This is a genomic window from Streptomyces sp. NBC_00539 (assembly GCF_036346105.1).
Lineage (GTDB): Bacteria > Actinomycetota > Actinomycetes > Streptomycetales > Streptomycetaceae > Streptomyces.
On record NZ_CP107811.1, the window covers coordinates 1,095,992 to 1,113,545 of the forward strand.

Here is a 17,554-nt window from a genome sequence, read left to right on the forward strand (position 1 = left end):
GTAGGGTCGCCGTCGTCCCGATACCCGCCCCCAGGGCCCGCCACCTTCGCATCCGCAGGCAGGCGGATCCGTGTCGCCGTCGCGACTCCCGCGCGGCCGGGCGCAACCGTGCCGACGAAGGCCCACCCCAACGCGGCCACGACGACTTTTCCGGAAGGTAGGCCATGAGCAGTTCACAGGTTGCCGCACCCACCGTCCGCACCGACCTGACAGCATGCGACTGGTGGCGTCCGTGCACCGTGCAGGTGATCGGGGAAGTGCCGGCCGGGCAGCCGGCGCTGCGGGCGTTCCTGGACCGTCTGCTCGCCTCGTTCGAGGTGCAGGGCCACACAGTCTTCGACCGCTCCCATGGCGATGTCGACCTGGTGCTCATGTGCGGGGAGGTCCCGGACGGGCCCGAGCCTCTGCGGGAGCGGATCCCCGAGGGGTACCCGCCGCTGAGCGCGATGCTGCGCCAGCGCCACGGGCTTCGCCGCAACCCGCGCCACGTCGTCGCCGTGGTCGAAGTGCCGGAACTGCTCAGTGCGCTGCCCCATGCCGAGGTCGTCGCCACCGCACGCACGGCCATGGGCCGGCTGGGCGCGGCCAAGGTCCTGTTCGTGTCGCGAGGTGAGACTTCCGGCCAGGTCCGGGAGGTTACCTTCTGCAACATGGAGGGCGGCCACCCCACCGAGGTGGACGACATCGCCGACCGCATGCGCGATCGGCTGGTCACCGCGGCGTGCGCCCAGCAGGTCGCCGAGGACTACGACACCGTCCGCGACGCCATCACCACCGAGGCGTGGCAGGCCAGCACCACACCCGAGCAGCTGGCTATCGCGGGCCGCAGGATGGGCGAGCTGGGCCTGCTGTCCCCGCCGTTGAAGGTGTCCGACTTCGTCTCGGAGCAGCTGGCCGACATGTACGAGATCTATATGGGGGTGCGGGGCTTCAGCGAGGGCATGCTGTTCGCCTTCGACCCAGACCTCGACTGCCTGGTGGTCAGCGCTTCCGGCTCCTGGGACGTCGACAAGCGGTCCCTGACGCGCGACCAGGTCGTCGCCGTCGAACCGCGCCTGGCCGGCGGTCGACGCCTGCGCGTCTTGGCGCCGAGCGGCGTGCTGCCGATGCAGCCCTCGGTCGAGACGTGGGAGATCTGCGCCCTGATGGAGGCCTGCCCGACCGTCCGCGTCACCAAGGACGCGGACGGCGTGTGGGTGCCGGACCCGCACGGGGAACGCGAGGTTCCCCTCATCAGGGCCGGCATCCACGCCCACGTCGGCGTGACCTCCAGCGACGACGCGGTGATCGAGACCGTGGAAGCGGACCGCGAGCAGTTCCCCTACGGATTCGGCTGCGGCACGGACCTGACCGTCGAGATCGCCCGCAACACCGTCCGCCGCTCCCACGCGGTCAACGACCCGGACGATTCGCGCACCTACGTCCGCTGGCCCCTGCTGTACCACGGCGAGATGGCCGTCGAACTGTGGAAGCCCGGCCTGCACTCCCAGCCCTTCCAGGGCCTGCTCGACCTGTACGGCACAACGGTGCGGTTCACGCCCGACGACGTCCCCCAGCCGGTATGAGCCGAAGCTCACCCTCCCTCCGAAGAGAAGAAGCGTCATGCCCACAGCGGTGATCACCGGTGCCACTTCGGGCCTCGGACTGGCCTTCGCCGCACACCTGGCCCGGGACGGTTACGACCTGACCCTGGTCGCCCGCATTGAGCGCGACCTGGAGAGCACCGCTGACCGGTTGCGACACTCCGGCCACCGGATCACCACCATGGCCGCCGACCTGGCCACCTCACCCGGCAGCCGCCGCCTCACCGGCCGTCCGGCCCGGAGCGTCCCGGACCTGCTGGTCGACAACGCCGGCATCGCCCTCGCCGCGCCCTCCACCGGCGACCCCGGCGCGGAAGACGGTCGCCTGCAGCTGAACATCGGTTGTGTGCTGCGCACGACCCAGACCGTCCTGCCCGCCATGATGCGCCGCGGCTCGGGTACCGTGATCAACGTCGCGTCCGTCGCCGCACACGGACCGACCTGGCTGGCCGGCACCTACCCCGCCGGCAAGTCCCGGGTGCTCGCCTTCACCGAGTCCATCGCCCGCTCCGCGCCGGTCAGAAGCAGCGGCGTCCGCGTCGTGGCTCTGCTGTCCGGCTACATGCGCACGGCATTCCACGGGCGGGCGGGGCTGGAGGTCGGCCACCTGCCTTCGTGGATGTGGCTGAACAGCGAGCAGGTGGTCACCGCCACCATGCGCGACCTCGCCACAGGGCGCCCGGTCAGCCCCCCCGGCCGCCGCTACAGGGCCTGCGCCTGGGGCTTGCGTCACCTGCCCCGGACCCTGACCGCCGCATTCAGCCGGGACCTCGGCCGCAGCCAGCCAATCCTCCCCCAGGCCGGTGTCCCCCACCGTGCGGACACCGGGACATGACCGTCCTGACGGCTCACGCCGGACGCACCAAAAGGCCCCTCCCCCCACCCGGCGCGGCCGCCGTACCGCGCATCAGCCCCCGTCTCCTACCCGGCAACCGGACGCTGCTCGCTCTGGCCGCCGTCCTCTCCCTGGCCTCGGCCGCTGCCGGGCTGGCCGTGCCGTGGCTGGCCATGGACGTGACGGACGCCCTCACCCGGCACCAACCGATCACCCGTCCTGCCGTGAGCATGAGCGCCGCCGTCCTGGGAGCGGCCGGACTTCAGGCCCTATACGGATGGCTGCTGGCCGGAGTCGGCGAGCGGGCCGTGCTGCGCCTGCGCCGCCAGGCCATGGACCACCTTCTGCGACTCCCGCTGCGTACCGTCCGCGGCGAAGGCGCCGGAAGTCTCACCGCCAGGGTCACCTCGGACGCCGTGCTGCTGCGCGTACTCATCGAAACTGGTCTCGTCCACCTACCGGTGGCGCTGATCGCCACCGCGGCCACGCTCACCGCCATGGCCGTCCTCGACCCGGTACTCACCCTGATCGCCGCCGGCGCCTACGGCCTGGCCTGCGCCTGCATCGCCCTGATGACGGCTCGCATGAAACGCCTCGCCGGCGCCCAGCAGCGCGCCCTCGGACAACTCGCCCAAGCTCTCACGGCCCACCTCACCGCGCTCATCACCGTGAAGGCCTGCCGCTATGAGGCCGTGGCGTCACGGAAGCTCGGACACGCGGCGGCCGACGTACGCGCCGCATGCCTGCCCGCCTCCCGTCTCCAATGTCTCACCGGCCCGGTCGTGAGCCTGGGCCAGCAGGTCGCGGTCCTGGCCGTCGCCCTGGCCGCAGGGCAGCGGATCACGCACGGCGAACTGTCTCTCGCCTCCTTCAGCGGCTTCTTCCTCTACCTGCTGCACCTCACCTCCCCCATCGCCGTCACTGCCATCGGCATCGGCCACCTGCAGGCGGGGCTGGCCGCGCGTGGCCGCTTCCTTCGCCTCTTCGCCCTGACGGCGGAAGCAGACCGCACGGCACCACCCACGCCACAACTCCCACTCCCCGTAGCGGAAGCCGTAGTCTTCCACGACGTCACCTTCCGCCATTGCGAGGGCCCCCCGGTCTTGGACCGTGCGAGCTTCCACATCCCCGCGACCGGCCTGACCGCCCTCGTCGGCTCCTCAGGTGCGGGAAAATCCACGGTGCTGACTTTGATCAATCGTCTGATCCAGCTCGACGAAGGCGAGATCCGTGTCCTGGGAAGTCCCGTCGACAGCTGGCCGCTCAACGAGCTTCGCCGGCGCACCACCTACGTCGACCAACAAGCCACCCTGGTGGAAGGCACCGTCCGCGAGAATCTCCAACTCGGCGTGACGAGGCCGGTCAGCGACGAAGAACTACTGGACGCACTGGAGACGGTCGGCCTGCGCCAGGCCGTCCTGTGTCTCCCACAGGCCCTCGACACCACCCTCGGCCGCGACCAGGACCTTTCCGGCGGCCAACGCCAACGCCTGGCCGTGGCCCGGACCCTTCTCACCGACAGCGAGATCGTCCTGCTCGACGAGCCGAACTCCCAACTGGACGGCAGCAGCGAACGCCGCATCACCCGAGCCATCGGTGACCTGGCAGCCACCCGTTGCGTCATCGTCGCAAGCCACCGGCTGTCCACCGTCCACAACGCCCGGCACGTCATCCTGATCGGAGAGGACGGAACAGTTATCACCGGCAGCCACGAAGACCTCCTCGCCACCAACGGCCACTACAGAGAACTCGTCGCCGCCGAATACGCAAGAGACCCCTCCGACCACCACCCGTTCTGACCGCTACCGGTCGCTTCAACTATGAGGACACGGTCCATGGCCAAGTACTCCCTGTCGAACAAGACCGTGCTCATCACCGGTGCCGCCGGCGGTATCGGCGCGGCCGGCGCACGAGCACTGCACGCTCGTGGAGCCAACCTGGTTCTTGTCGGCCGCAACGCCTCCTCGGTCGCAGACCTTGCACGTGAGTTGGGAGAGGAACGAGTGCTCTCCCTGGGTGTGGACGTCACCGATCGGTCGGCCTTGCAGAACGCTGTGGCTTGCACCGTCGAGCGGTTCGGCGCGCTCGACGTCGTCTTCGCCAACGCGGGGGTCGCACCCGACCTTCCCGCCACCATCGCCACCGTCGATCCTGAGCTGTTCGAGCGCATCATCGCGGTGAACCTGCTGGGTGTGTGGCGCACGGTGCGAGCGGCTCTGCCGCAGATCATCGCGAATCGCGGCCACATCCTGGTCACCTCGTCCATCTACGCTTACGTCAACGGCGCCGTTAACGCCCCCTACGCGGCGTCCAAGGCCGCAATCGAGCAGTTCACGCGTGCTCTGCGCGTGGAACTGGCCATGCATGGGGCCACCGCGGGTGTCCTCTATCCGGGGTGGGTGGAGTCCGCGATGAGCAGGCCTGCCTTCGGGGGCGACGCTCTCACGACCAGGATGCGCGAGGTCGCCTTTCCTCGCCCCCTCGCTGTCGCGATCAGTCCTGAAGCAGTGGCACGCCGGGTGGCCCGGGGAATCGAGCGACGTGCGGCAAGCATCACCGTTCCTCACCGCTGGCACCCGGTCGGGATCCTGCGCGGCATTGTCAATCCCGTCTCGGACCGGCTCCTGACCCGGCACACCAGGCTCCAGCCGCTTCTGCGGGCGCTTGAAAACAGCGCACGCGACGGAGCTGCAGGAGACCGCGCCGGCGCTGCCGCAGGTCATGAACTGTGCGGCGCACAGAGGGAGCTTGATGCCCGGAAACCGTTGGCGGGTCTTGAGCGCGAGTATCGAGGTGGCCGATGATGCGGCCCACGGCCGCCTGGGACACGCCGAGCACTCCGGCGATCACTCGAAGCATTCAAGGAATCACTGTACGTTTGGTCACTCCGAAAACGGGTGCATGCCGCTGGCTTGGCCGACGGTTGTGCGTCAGCGGGAGCATCACACGCCAGTGGATTGCGCTTGCGCCGGCCTTGTGCGCGCGTCTGGCGCGGGAAGTCGATGAAGTGGCACTGCGCAGGGGACATCACCCTGGCCGGTGAACGCGACCGACTGTTCACCACCAATGTCCAGGGGCACCGCACACATGCTGGAGTTCACTGACGCAACGGCCTCCAACTGCCGCCTCATTCACGTCACCACGATGGTTGTGGCCGGCGGATCTGGCGGCGAGCACATCATGGAAGACGACTAGTCCGGCAGTGTGCGCGGAGCCGACAGCGTTGCGCTGTCGTCCTACGCCCTAGCGTGGTTGCCGAGCGCCGGGGCCACCCTCTGTCGGCGTTCGGGCAGATGGTGGAAACGGTCGCTCGCGGCGGTGCACCCGGGATCCCGGCTCAGCGCCCGCGGGGAACGCGGGTGAGGCTGCGGCTACAGGCATCGCCGCAGGCGACGTTCAGTATCCTGCCGGACTCTTACGCCACAGAGGCCCTGGTCCGCATCGGATGCGACGCGCCACTTGGTGAGCAGGGCGTTCAGACGATTCACGTGGTGCATCCCCAGCCGACGCACATGAGCCGGCTCGTCGGCGTGGTCGAGGACCACTTTCTGGGATTGCGGATCGAGTGCGTCGATGAGGTTCCCGATCCGACCGACACCGAACGGTTCATCGCCGCACATCTGGAAAAGAGCCCCAGGTCAGAGCTGGTGTGCCGGGGGGAGTCCAACGGTGTAGCGCTGGCACCGAAGTTTTTCCTCAGCTGCTCTGGGATGGCGTAGTACATGACGCGTCCGCGGGTGAGGGAGGCGACCGCCGTATACGGGCCTTCACCGACCCGAGCCACCTCATGCGCCGACTCCGATACGGCCTCCGCCAGGTCCAATGCCGCAGCAACATCATCGTCGGATGCCTCACCGGAACAGGACTCAGACCGACGACACCACGACTACAAACTCAGCTACGCAACGTGACCCACTGACGGAACCACCGATCGATGCACCCGGGTGACCGATGGACTCAGAGATCGTTAGCGGACCGGAGGTGTGCCCGCGTCACTTCACCGGGCAGGGCGTCCGCACCCCCGTGTCCAGCTTGAAGGTATTCGATATGTTGACGGCATTGACCGGAGCAACCGGTTTCCTGGGCTCCTATCTTCTGCGTGAACTCTTGGCCACCGGAGGCGAGGTGGTGGCCTTGGTCCGTGGCTCCCTGGCAACCGCCGCGAGGCGAGTCCGTCACGCGGTCGAAGCCACCGGGTCGCCCCTGCCCGAGGACTTCGATCAGCGGGTCCACTTGCTGCGGTACGACCTGCACGACCACGCACTCGGCTTGGACCGCGCCGCCTACACCGCTCTGGCCGAGTCAATCGACGCGGTCTGGCACTGCGCCGGTTCCATCGCTCTGACCGGACCGTGGGACCAGCTGTACCGCACGAACGTGGACGGCACGAGGCACGTGCTGGAACTGGCCAGAGCCGCCGGCCCCACAACCAGGGTGATGCACACCAGCACCGCCTACGTCGCCGGCGCCCGACTGCACGGTCTGGTCCGAGAAGACGAACTCGATGACACGGCAGGGTTTCAGACGCCCTATGAGAAGTCGAAGTTCCTGGCCGAACAGGTGGTACACGACTGGGCTCGAAGGCATCAGCACCCTGTCACCATTCTCCGCCCCAGCGTGCTGGTCACCGACCGTCCCGTGCCTCCTGGTGCCCCACGGCACCCGCTGGCGGAGATCGCGGCGAAGATGTCCCTGCTCCACCAGGAAGAGAACATCCGCGCCTTGATCGAACTGACCGGCCGCGACACTCTCCACCTGAGAATCCAAGGGGACCCCGAGGCGCTGCACAATGTCGTCCAGGTCGAGCACGCGGCCGCGGCCATGGTGCGGATCAGCGGCCGAGCACCTGATCGTCTGGTGAACACCTGCCACATCGTGCACCCGCGCAACACCCCTGTACGGATGATCACGGACGCCATGCATGTCTGCTGTTCCCGGCTGAAGGTCGACATCGTGCGGGAGGCTGTGACGGAAGGGGAGGCCGAACGGGCCGCCATCGATGTGGGTGCCGGCATCAGTTCGTACGCGACCTTGCGCCGTGAGTACGACCGCACTCAGTACCTCGCTGCGGTCGGTCGGCTCCCCGATCCTCCCCCTGTCGACGAGGACTACTTGCTGTCGGCTCTCGCTATCCCCGCCTCAGTCGACGTCGCTGCCGATCGGATGCGAAGCCTGTGAGTCCGCATCGTCCGGGACGGGAGCCGTGATGACAACGGAATTCTGAGCGTGGCGGAGTGTCGAGAGGCGGTGGGTGGCCACGACCACCACCCGCGTCGCAGCGAGACGCTGGAGGGCACACATCACGCGCTGCTCTCCGGCATCGTCCAGCTGGGACGTCGGTTCGTCCAGACGTCCTGTCCCAGAATCCGGACGTGTCCGTGATCGGCCTGCACAAACCGCGGAGGTGCCCGATCCCCAACACGACAACAGTGACCGGTGAAGTGAGGTACAGCAGAAGAAGGAAGAACGCGTTGGAGGCGGCCGACGACAGGTCACCGGCGATGACTCCCTGGGTCGCGACCACGGCGACGGCCATCACGGCCACTTGCTGTCCCAGCCCCACCAAAGGCCCCATCAGTGACCGAAGGTGGGCCGCGGTGACCGACACGGCGCCCAGGTGGCCCGCGGTCCGTCCGAGTCGTGCGGCCGCCATGGCCTCGTGTCGGTGAGCCTTGACCCGCGTAAGCGCGGTCATGTATCCGAACGATTGCTGCCCGAAGTCCGCGAGTGCGGCCTGCCGGGCGTCGGCCGCACGCCTGGTTCGCGCGATCACGCTGATCAGGGGACTCCGACGACGCCGAAGGAGCCCACGGTGAGCAAGGTCAGGGCAGGATTCAGGCAGCCCGTTGCCGTGAGGGTGGCGACCGTCCCGAGCGCAGCCACCTGGATGTGGACCAACGCGGCCTCGGCTCATGCGTGCACGCGCGCGGCGCCGGACGTCACTCGGGTGGTGAGGTCACCGGCTCCCTGTGCCTGCGCGGCAGAGAGCTGCAGACGCAGTACATGGTCGATGACGCGACGTCGTAACCGGAGCAGCAGGGCCTCGCCGGCCCGGGCGAGCAGCCACCCGCTTCCCGCCTGGGTACCCGCCGCGCCCAGGGCCAAGGAGCTGAGCCGCATCACTGGGCCTGCGATCGGCTCTCTGCGGGCGAGGGCGATAGTCACGTCCCACACCGCCCACGGCAGGGCCAGTGCCGATCCTGTCGAGCACACGGCCAAGAGGGCGGCGATCACCAGCAAGGCACGGCTTCCGCGCGACAGGCAGGACAGGCGCAGATGTACCCGTGCCGCGGGTGCGGCACCGAGCCGAGGCACCGGGGCGCCGGTTGCCGTCGGGGCCCCCGTGAGACGTGCGGCGGCTCAGGTCGGGAGCGTTCCGAGCCCGCCGCCCTGCGCGGTCGCCGACTCGGTCGAGTGCGCGATACCCCTGCTCACCCGGTGGGCGTCGGCGCGTCTCGGGGCATTACGGTTCCCGCCCAAGGGTCATCATCTCTGTGACCTCCTGAGCGCGGGCCTGTTCCTCGGCGGCGAACCGCTCGGCGTCCAGCCGCTCGGCAACCTCCTCGTCCTGCCTCATCAGCCGGTCGAGGACGGCGTTCTGAGGGTCCCCGTCGCACAGGTCGGTGAAGGTGTCCTGAACCTCGGGGCTCCACAGGCCGATGTCCTTGACGCACGGCATGATGCGGGAGAACAGCGTGCGTCGGAACAGTCTCAGGTAACTGCTCTCCTCGATAATTCTGGCGGCTTTCGCAGCAGGAACACCGAAGTTCTCCAGCACCTCAGTACCGCGTAGTCGGTCGTGCATCAAGTGGCACCCCTCGATGACGAACTCCTCCCGGTCGGCCAGTTCACTCGCACTCAACTGCCGGTAGTGGTCACGCAGTGCCATCCTGCCGAAGGCCACGTGACGAGCCTCGTCCTGCATGACATACGCCAGCAGCTGACGCGGCAGGGGCTTGTTGGTGGTGTCCCGCAGCAACCCGAAGGCGGCCAGGGCCAGTCCCTCGATCAGCACCTGCATGCCGAGGTACGGCATGTCCCAGCGGGAGTCCGTGAGGGTGTTGTTCAGCAGGACGCGCAAACTGTCGTTGATCGGGTAGTGCATGGCGAGCTTCTCGGACAAGAAGCGGGAGAAGATCTCCACGTGTCGGGCCTCGTCCATGGTCTGCGTCGCGGCGTAGAACTTCGCGTCCAAGTCAGGGGCGCTCTGCACGATGCGGGACGAGCAGATCATGGCGCCCTGTTCCCCGTGCAGGAACTGGCTGAACTGCCATGCGGCGTAGTGCATCCGCAGTTCGCTGCGATCAGCCGTACTGAGCCGGTCCCAGTAGGAGGTGCCATGCAGTGGCAGCACCTCGTCCGGTGTCCCCAGCGGGTCGGCGGGGTCTACTGCGTGGTCCCAGTCGATCCGGCGCATGGCGTCCCACTGCCGGTCCTTGCCGCGCTGGTACAGCGCAAGCATCTGCTCACGGCCGCCGCCGTACTCCCACGTGAAGCTGGCGGCTCCACCGGCGGGCACGGCCCACCGGCCGGCCTCTGCTCCTGACCGGGGCGGTGGTGCCGACATGATCGTCCTCCTGGTGTTGGTGTGAGCGGCTGGTCCCGGTTTCCGGTGGTGTGGGACGTCACCGAAGTGCCCTCTGCCGGCTGTGGGCCGTCCGGGGGGTAGTGGCCACGACGCTGATTCCCGCACCGGGAGCGAGTGCCGTCAGGCAACCGCTCCCCGTGTCCGTCCGGCGTACGGCGCCCGCTGGTCATCCGCAACGGCCGACGACGAGCAGGCGGATGCGGCGCGCCAGGTCCTCCAGACTGCTCGCCGCGAGGAACTCGAGGGCCGGCACCTCACATCCGATGCTCCGGTTGACCTTCACGGAAAGCTCAACAACCATCAGTGAGTCGAGCCCGAGTTGGTCGAGTGCGCAGGCTCGGTCGATACGTTCGGGATCGGTCTGCACCACCTCGGCGACAAGTCCGGCCAGTTCGTCGCAGATCACGGACGTCGCGGCTTCCTCCGGCAGACCGGCGAGACGGGAGCGCAGCTCTTCCGACCGGCTGGTGCCCTTGTGACCACCGTGCTCCCGCCAGGTCGAGAACAGGGGTCGGTTCAGTCCGGGAAGAAGCTGTGCCACCCTTCCCCAGTCCACCCGGCCGAACACACCGACCTCACGTCCGCCGGCCAGTGCGCTCTCGACCGCCCGCCAGATCTCGTGTGGCGTCACTGAGCCGAGGCCCATCTGGTGCAGGGTCTGCTCGATGCCGGTGCGCACGACGAATCCGGTTTCGCCGACGCCGCCCAGTGCCATCGCAGTGCCGGGCCTCCCGTGGCTTCGGCGGCGCCGGACCAATGCCTCCAGGTACATGTTGGCGGCCACGTACGAGCTCTGCCGGAGATTGCCTGCGAGAGCGGTCAGCGATGAGCAGACCAGGAAGAAGTCCAGTTCCCGGTCCCAGGTGAGCTCGGACAGTACGGCGGCACCGCGCACCTTGGGGTGCAGCACTGTCTCGATGCGGTCGGCCGTCAGCTCTGCCAGGGGGGCGTCGTCCAGCACCATGGCTGCGTGCAGGACGCCACGCACCGGATGTCCGGCTGCGTCGGCGTCGGCCAAGACCCTACGCATGGCCAGGCGGTCCCCGGCATCGGCGGCGACGACGGTGACCTGCACCCCCATGTCGGCCAGCCGCGCCAGCAGCGCCGGTGCCTCGGGCGAGGCGGACCCTCGACGACCGACGAGGACCAGGTGACGCGCGCCGTGCTGCGCCATCAGCTCCGCCAGGGCCGCTCCCAGTCCGCCGAGCCCGCCAGTGATCAGATAGCTGCCTGTCGGCGCCAGAGCCACCGGCGCAACGGGCTGCTCGACCGGCACCGGATCGCCCAGCTCGACGACGACCTTGCCCATGTGCTTGGAGTGGCGCAGGGAACGGAAAGCGTCGGTGATCCTGCCCGCCGAGTACACCTGGTGTGGAAGGGGCCGGTAGCGGCCGTCGGTGACACGGCGGCAGAGTTGGGCGAACTCCTCGGCCGCGACGTCGGGCATGTGCACTGGCAGGGTCGCCACGTCAACACCGAAGTAGGCGATGTTCCGCCGGAACGGGCCGAGAAGCAGCGGCGTGTTGGCGTAGAAGTCCCTCTTGCCCAGTTCCACGAAGCGTCCGCCGGGCCGCAGGCACTCCAGCCCACGGGAGATGGCTTCGCCGCTCAGGGAGTTCAGCACCACATCGACGCCCTGGCCGCCGGTCAGCTCCTTGACATCCTCGGCGAACCGCAGGTCACGGGAGTTGAGTACGTGCTTCACCCCGAGCATGTGCAGCAGGGCACGTTTGGCCGGTGTGCCCACGGTGGCCACGACAGCGGCACCCGCCAGCCGTGCGTACTGCAGGGCCGCCAGGCCGACGCCGCCCGCCGCCCCGTGGATCAGCACCCGCTCTCCGGAACGGAGCCTGGCCTGCCGTCCCAGGCTGTACTGGGCGGTGAGGAAGACTGCGGGCAAGGTGGCGGCTTCGGCGAAGGTCATCCCAGCGGGTACGTGCCCGAGTTGCTCGGCTCGGACAGTTGCGTGCGAAGAGAACCAGCCGATTCCTGAGCCGAAGACCCGGTCGCCCGGCTGGAATCCGCTGACGCCTGCTCCGACCGCCACCACCTCGCCCGCGCCTTCCAGCCCGAGAGCGGGGCCTGCGCTGTTCGCCACCGGCTGGTCGTCCGGGATCAGGCCGGTGGCCAGCATGACGTCCCGGTAGTTGAGGGCGGCGGCACGCACCGAGACCAGGACCTCCCCCGCCGCTGGCGCGCTGGCCTCCTGCGGCTCCCACACCAGCTGGTACGACATGCCGGGGTCGCGCAGGCTGAGCCGGTACCCCTCGGACTGACGACGCGACGGCGGTGCGGCCGCAGTCAGCCGGGGGACGAAGCGCCCTCCCTCGGTGAGCACGATCTCCCGTTCATCGCCGGGCTGCCGGAGCTCCTCGATCAGCCGGTCGACATCCCGCCCGGCCGCGGGCGATCCTTCCAGGGAAATGAGGCGGACCTCGATGTGCGGGTGTTCACTGGCGATCGTCCGGCCGAGCGCCCAGATGGCCGCCGCCTCGGGCGACTGGGGTCGCTCGGGCGCCGGGAAGACCCCGGTCGGCGGCAGGACGAGCCACAGGGCGACATGACGGCCGTCGAACCGACCGACCAGGTCACGCATGCGCTCGACGGTGTGGGTGATGGAGGTGACCGGATCAGCATGCGCAGCGGGTGAGCCGATCAGTGCCACGATTCCCACCTCGGTACCGGGTTCGGGGGGCAGCACGTCCTCCAGGCCCCGTCCGTCGAGCGGGAGCAGCGGCGCGACGAGCGTCCCGGCCAGCGATGCGGCCAGCCCGCCCGTCACGTCGGCGGCCACCATCCAGGTTCCGGTCGGAGCGGGCCGGTCAGCGGGCCGTCCCACCGTGGCCGCCGGAGCGCGCCGGGCGAGGATCACCGAGTCACTCGGGCGTTCCGGGTCCGGCGCTTCACCAGTGCATGCCACGGCGTCGAATCCGTTCGCCGTGAGCAGCGTCTTCCACTGTGCCCGGGGCAGCAGTGGTGATTGCGGCCGCAGATCGGTGTCCGTGTGGTTCCCGTAGCCGTCCAGCATGCCGAAGAAGCTGGAGACCCACAGGTGGTGGTCGTGGCTTTCCAGAGCCAGCAGCATGCCTCCGTCCGCCAGGAGTTCCGACAGCCGTGCGACAGAGGTGGTCAGGTCTTTCGCTGTGTGCAGCGCGTTTCCGGCGACCACCACGTCGTAGTGGCCGGGGTGGTAGCCCTGCTCTGTCAGGTCTTGGTCCAGGTCGAGGGTCCGGTACTCGATGAAGTCATATCCCGCGAACCGCTGCTTGGCCCCGGCCAGGAACGCGGCGGATCGGTCGGTGAACGTGTACCGAGTGCGTTCGGGAGGCAGTACGGGCAGCAGCGCCCCGGTCAGGCCACCGGTCCCCGCCCCCACTTCCACGATCCGCAACGGCCGGTCGTTGGCCCAGTGCCTGGTGGTCGCCGCCAGCAGTTCCGCCGCGTAATCGTTCTGTAGCCGCAGGTGAGCGGCGTTGCTGTGGAGCTGTGGGATCAGGTGCTGGTCGGCCTCACCGAAGAGAAGCTCTCGGGGGTCGGCCTCGCCGCTCAGGAGCTCGGGCAGTTGCATGCCGCAGCGCAGTCCGGGGAGTGTCAGGGTCAGGGCCTCGGGCCGATCGGCGATCAGCGCGCGGACCTGCTCCAGTGGGTCCGGGGCGGCGGCCGGGTCCGTCAGCCGCAACCGGCCAGTACCGGGGAGTGCCTCGGCCAGCCCTGTGTCGCACATCAATGCGGCAAGGTGCCGCAGATGGGCACCGTGCTTGGGCCGCTGGGCAGCCGCGCACAGCTCGTCGATGTCGAATTCGGTTTGCCCCGGCATCAAGGCTTCGACGGCCCGCCTGGCGAATCCGGCCACGATGGCCACGGTACGGGCGGACACCTCGTCGTAGTGATCAACGCTCCGGCTGCGCAACCGGTCACGGGCCGGCCCGGTCTCGGCCATCAGGTCGGCAGGAGCGGGCAGCCGGACGGGAGCCGCCGCACCGCACGGAGCTGCCCGCAGGACCAGTTCCTGGAGTGTCGCGGGTTCGGCCGCCTGGTGATCGAACCGTCGCAGTCGGCAGCCGTCCAGCTCCACGGTGACCCGGCCGTCCAGGTCCGTCACCCGCACGTCCCAGATCGCTTCCCGGGAGTTGGCCCGGACCAGCCGCACGTGCAGGTATCCCTCGGCAGCCGGAGCGTGCCATCGCCGCACCGCCGCCAGCTGGACGGGCAGGAAGAGCCCGTCACCGGCCACCTCGGCCAGCAGCGGGGCGCCTGCCTGCAGTGCTCCGTCCGTGACCACGGGATGGGCGAGATAGCCGTTCAAGGGTTGTTCGGTACGGTAGGAGGCCAGCAACTCGGCCTCTCCCAGCCGGAACTCGGTGAGCACTTGGAAGGCCGGACCGTGCGTGATGCCGTTGTCGGCCAGCGCCTTGTAGTGCATGTCGGCGGGCCAGGGAGCCGCTTGGAGGCGGTTCCGTAGCTCGTCCAGGTCCGTTGCCGGGGGCGCGGGACGCATCAGTCGCCGGACCCTGCCCTGTGCGTGGGGCTGCCAAGGGGAGTCGTCCGCCCGACGGCTGGCGATGCTCACCGTTCCGGTCTGCGGATCGACACCGGTCTGCAGCATCAGGTCGTCCGTACTGTCGTCACCGGGGAGGACACAGGCGCTGGTGACGGACAGCTCGGTGACTTCCAGGGTGGATGTGTCGAGGAAGTGCTGACCGGCCGCGAGGGCGGCTTCCAGGAACGCGGTCGCGGGCAGCACGGTGGTCCGTCCCACACGGTGTTCGGGTAGCCACGGGACGCGCACGCTGCTCAGCACACCATGCCAGGCGGGTTGGGCGGTGAGTGCCCGCTGTCCGAGGAGCGGATGGACCGTCACACCGTCACTGCTCAAGCGGGACCAGCAGCTAGGGTCGGCTCCCCACAGCCGTTCCCGCTGCCAGGGGTAGCTGGGCAGGTCGACCGGTGGGGTGGGGTGAGGGAAGTGCCTCTGACCGTCGGTGGCCGCCCCGGCGGCCAGCACGTGAGCGACCGCGGTGTTCATGGCGGCCGGTCCGTCGGCCTGCCGGGCACCCGTACTGACCACCTCGACCGGCGACCGGTCACCGTGGACCAGACGGCGCAGGTAGGGACGGAGAACGGAGTGGGGCCCGATCTCGACGAAGACGTCGAGCTCTTCCGCTGTCAGGGCTTCGACGGCCGAGGCGAACTGCACGGGCTCGCGAACGTTGCGCCACCAGTAGTCGGCGTCCAAGGGCCTGTCGTCCAACACGCCACCGGTCACCGTGGAGGCGAACGTGAGCTGCGGCCGGCTCGGTTCCAGACCCTGCAGCCCATGCAGCAGGACGTCCTTGACAGGGTCCATGGCCCTGCTGTGGAAGGCGTAATCGAGGTCGAGTTCACGCGCGAAGATGCCCCGCTCCCCCAGCACGTCACAAAGCTTGGCCACGTCCTCGGCCGGTCCGGCGACCGTGGTGTCGGTGCGACTGTTGACTCCCGCTAGTTCCAGACGGTGCCCGAGAGCGGCGATCTCGGCGGTCAGCTCCTCCTCGGACAGCCCTACGGCAGCCATCCGGCCGGTGCCGACCGCCACTTCCTGCGCCAGGCTGCGTGCGGCCACCACCCGGGCAGCGGTCCTCAGATCGAGCGCTCCCGCCGTGTAGGCCGCAGCGATCTCCCCGACGCTGTGCCCGACCACTGCTTCCGGGCGTACTCCGTGGGAGCGGAGCAGTTCCACGACGGCGAGTTGGTAGGCGAACAGCAGCGGCTGCGCCACTGCGGTGGACTTGAGCCGCTCCGGGTCACCCGCGTTCATCGCCTCTTCGACGGACCAGCCGATCAGCGGCTCCAGGACCCGGTCCACGGACTCGACCGTCCGGCGGAAGACAGGCTCGGTGCGCAGCAGTTCGGCCCCCATGCCGGACCACTGAGATCCGTTGCCGGAGAAGACGAACGCCACTCGGCCCTGGGTGACCTTCCGGGCGGTCGCCGAGCCTGGCACGGAACGATCCCCACGCGCTGCCGCGAGCAGAGCCCTCGCCGCTTCCTGCGCGGTTGCGGCCATCACCACGGTGCGGTGGTCGTGCCGTGCGCGGCGGCGTGACGTGGTGTGCGCGATGCCGTAGAAGGTGCTCGCATCGGCGTCCTCCAGCCTCTCGGCGAGCCGTTCGCATGCCTCGGCGAGCGCGGCGGAGCCACGGGCGGAGACCGTGACGGGCACGGGACCCGCCGGCGGCGGCGGCTTGTGGCTCTCCGGGGCGCGTCCCAGCAGGACGTGGGCGTTGGCGCCGCCGAAACCGAACGAGTTCACTCCGACCACCGCGTCAGCGGTCACCTCGACGGTCTGCGACCGGACGGTGGGACTGAGGTTCAGTTGCCGAAAGTCGATGCGGGGATTCAGGGGTTCGGCGTGGAGGCTGGGTGGCACCGCACGGTGCCGCAGGACCAGGATGGCCTTGAGGAGGCCGGGAAGGCCGGACGCCGCTTCCATGTGCCCCAGGTTGGTTTTCACCGAACCCAACGGCAGCGGACCGACCGTACGCCGGACGGCAAGCGCCCGGCCGATGGCATCGCACTCGATCGGATCACCGATGGGCGTTCCCGTTCCGTGGGCCTCCAGGTAGACCAGACGGTCCGGATGCACCGACGCGGCGTCGTAGGCCCGGCGCAGCAGTGATTCCTGAGCTCGTGCGCTGGGCAAGGCGAGACCCTGGGTATGGCCGTCGTTGTTGGCCCCGCTACCCAGGATCACGGCATGGACCCGGTCACCGTCTGCCAGCGCGTCCTCAAGTCGCTTCAGCAGCAGCAGGCCACCACCCTCAGCTCGGACATAGCCGTCGGCGTCTGCCGAGAAGGCCCGGCAGCGGCCGGTGGGTGACAGCATGGAGGCGTTGGAGAACCCGGCGAACACCCCCGGGTCCAGCAGCACGTTGACCCCGCCGGCCAGGGCCAGCGCTGCCCGGCCGGCACACAGATGCTCGTAGGCGCGGTGCACGGCGGTCAGAGCGGAGGAGCAGGCGGTATCGAGGGCGAAACTCTCACCGTGCCAGTCCAGCAGGTGGGAGATGCGATTGGCGGTGTTGGCGAGCGCGGTCCCGGTCATCGAGTAGACGTCGCCCGCCGACGCTTTGGCCTTGGCCAACCGTCCGAAGTCGTGGCTGGAACAACCTACGAAGACAGCGCCGTCCGCCCCGGCGTAGTGTTCGGGATCGACGCCCGCATCGTCGAGTGCCTCGACCGCTAGCTCCAGCAGCATGCGCTGCTGCGGATCCATGGTGAGGACCTCACGGCGCGAGATGCCGCGGAAGAACTCGCAATCGAAGCCATGGATGTCCGGAAGGAAGCCGCCCGCGAACGTGTAGCTCCGCCCAGGACGGCGTCGTCCGCCGTCCAGGAAGTCCGCCGTGTCGAAGCGCTGCGCCGGTGCTTCGCTGACCAGGTCCTCGCTCTTCGTCAGTGCCGTCCACAAAGCGTCCAGATCGCTGATCCCGCCCGGCAGTCGACACGATGTGCCGATTACGGCGACGGATTGAGACGTTGGCAAGATGTTCTCCCAGGTCACTCCAA

At 69.0% G+C, this 17,554-nt stretch carries 9 protein-coding genes; 6 read left to right on the forward strand and 3 right to left on the reverse strand.

Translation table 11 applies throughout. From position 1 onward, the window contains the following. The first annotated feature begins 164 nt into the window (after positions 1–164). The 6 genes from OG861_RS04860 (at position 165) to OG861_RS04885 (ending at position 7,596) form a co-directional block, all read left to right on the forward strand. Entirely contained in the window at positions 165–1,565 is a 1,401-nt protein-coding gene (locus OG861_RS04860) for a hypothetical protein (protein ID WP_329200156.1), read from the forward strand. A 37-nt stretch (positions 1,566–1,602) separates the two neighbouring features. After that, on the forward strand, positions 1,603–2,418 hold the full coding sequence (locus OG861_RS04865) for an SDR family NAD(P)-dependent oxidoreductase (RefSeq protein ID WP_329200154.1): 816 nt from the start codon (positions 1,603–1,605) through the stop codon (positions 2,416–2,418). Next, positions 2,415–4,217 (forward strand): ABC transporter ATP-binding protein, encoded by a 1,803-nt coding sequence (locus OG861_RS04870; RefSeq protein WP_330261319.1) that lies wholly within the window; start codon positions 2,415–2,417, stop codon positions 4,215–4,217. The genes OG861_RS04865 and OG861_RS04870 overlap by 4 nt, the downstream gene beginning before the upstream one ends. 36 nt (positions 4,218–4,253) lie before the next feature. Next, entirely contained in the window at positions 4,254–5,222 is a 969-nt protein-coding gene (locus tag OG861_RS04875) for a short-chain dehydrogenase/reductase (protein WP_329200150.1), read from the forward strand. 555 nt (positions 5,223–5,777) lie between these two features. After that, on the forward strand, positions 5,778–6,137 hold the full coding sequence (locus OG861_RS04880; RefSeq protein ID WP_329200148.1) for a hypothetical protein: 360 nt from the start codon (positions 5,778–5,780) through the stop codon (positions 6,135–6,137). Between the two features lie 304 nt (positions 6,138–6,441). Beyond that, a complete protein-coding gene (locus OG861_RS04885) occupies positions 6,442–7,596 on the forward strand; it encodes an SDR family oxidoreductase (RefSeq protein WP_329200146.1) in 1,155 nt (384 codons plus the stop codon). A gap of 732 nt (positions 7,597–8,328) precedes the next feature. On the opposite strand, the gene OG861_RS04890 is transcribed toward OG861_RS04885, so the two are convergent. The 3 genes from OG861_RS04890 to OG861_RS04900 form a co-directional block, all read right to left on the reverse strand. Beyond that, a complete protein-coding gene (locus tag OG861_RS04890; protein WP_329202568.1) occupies positions 8,329–8,652 on the reverse strand; it encodes an ABC transporter transmembrane domain-containing protein in 324 nt (107 codons plus the stop codon). Positions 8,653–8,881: 229 nt separating this feature from the next. Further along, positions 8,882–9,985, reverse strand: coding sequence for a ferritin-like domain-containing protein (locus OG861_RS04895; RefSeq protein ID WP_329200144.1), 1,104 nt, complete (start codon positions 9,983–9,985; stop codon positions 8,882–8,884). Between the two features lie 187 nt (positions 9,986–10,172). After that, a complete protein-coding gene (locus OG861_RS04900) occupies positions 10,173–17,549 on the reverse strand; it encodes an SDR family NAD(P)-dependent oxidoreductase (protein ID WP_330261320.1) in 7,377 nt (2,458 codons plus the stop codon). Positions 17,550–17,554: the final 5 nt, after the last annotated feature.

Coding starts and splice junctions, on each gene's coding strand:
- OG861_RS04895 (WP_329200144.1), bottom strand. CDS start 9,985: ATGTCGGCACCACCGCCCCGGTCAGGAGCAGAGGCCGGCCGGTGGGCC.
- OG861_RS04865 (WP_329200154.1), top strand. CDS start 1,603: ATGCCCACAGCGGTGATCACCGGTGCCACTTCGGGCCTCGGACTGGCC.
- OG861_RS04870 (WP_330261319.1), top strand. CDS start 2,415: ATGACCGTCCTGACGGCTCACGCCGGACGCACCAAAAGGCCCCTCCCC.
- OG861_RS04860 (WP_329200156.1), top strand. CDS start 165: ATGAGCAGTTCACAGGTTGCCGCACCCACCGTCCGCACCGACCTGACA.
- OG861_RS04875 (WP_329200150.1), top strand. CDS start 4,254: ATGGCCAAGTACTCCCTGTCGAACAAGACCGTGCTCATCACCGGTGCC.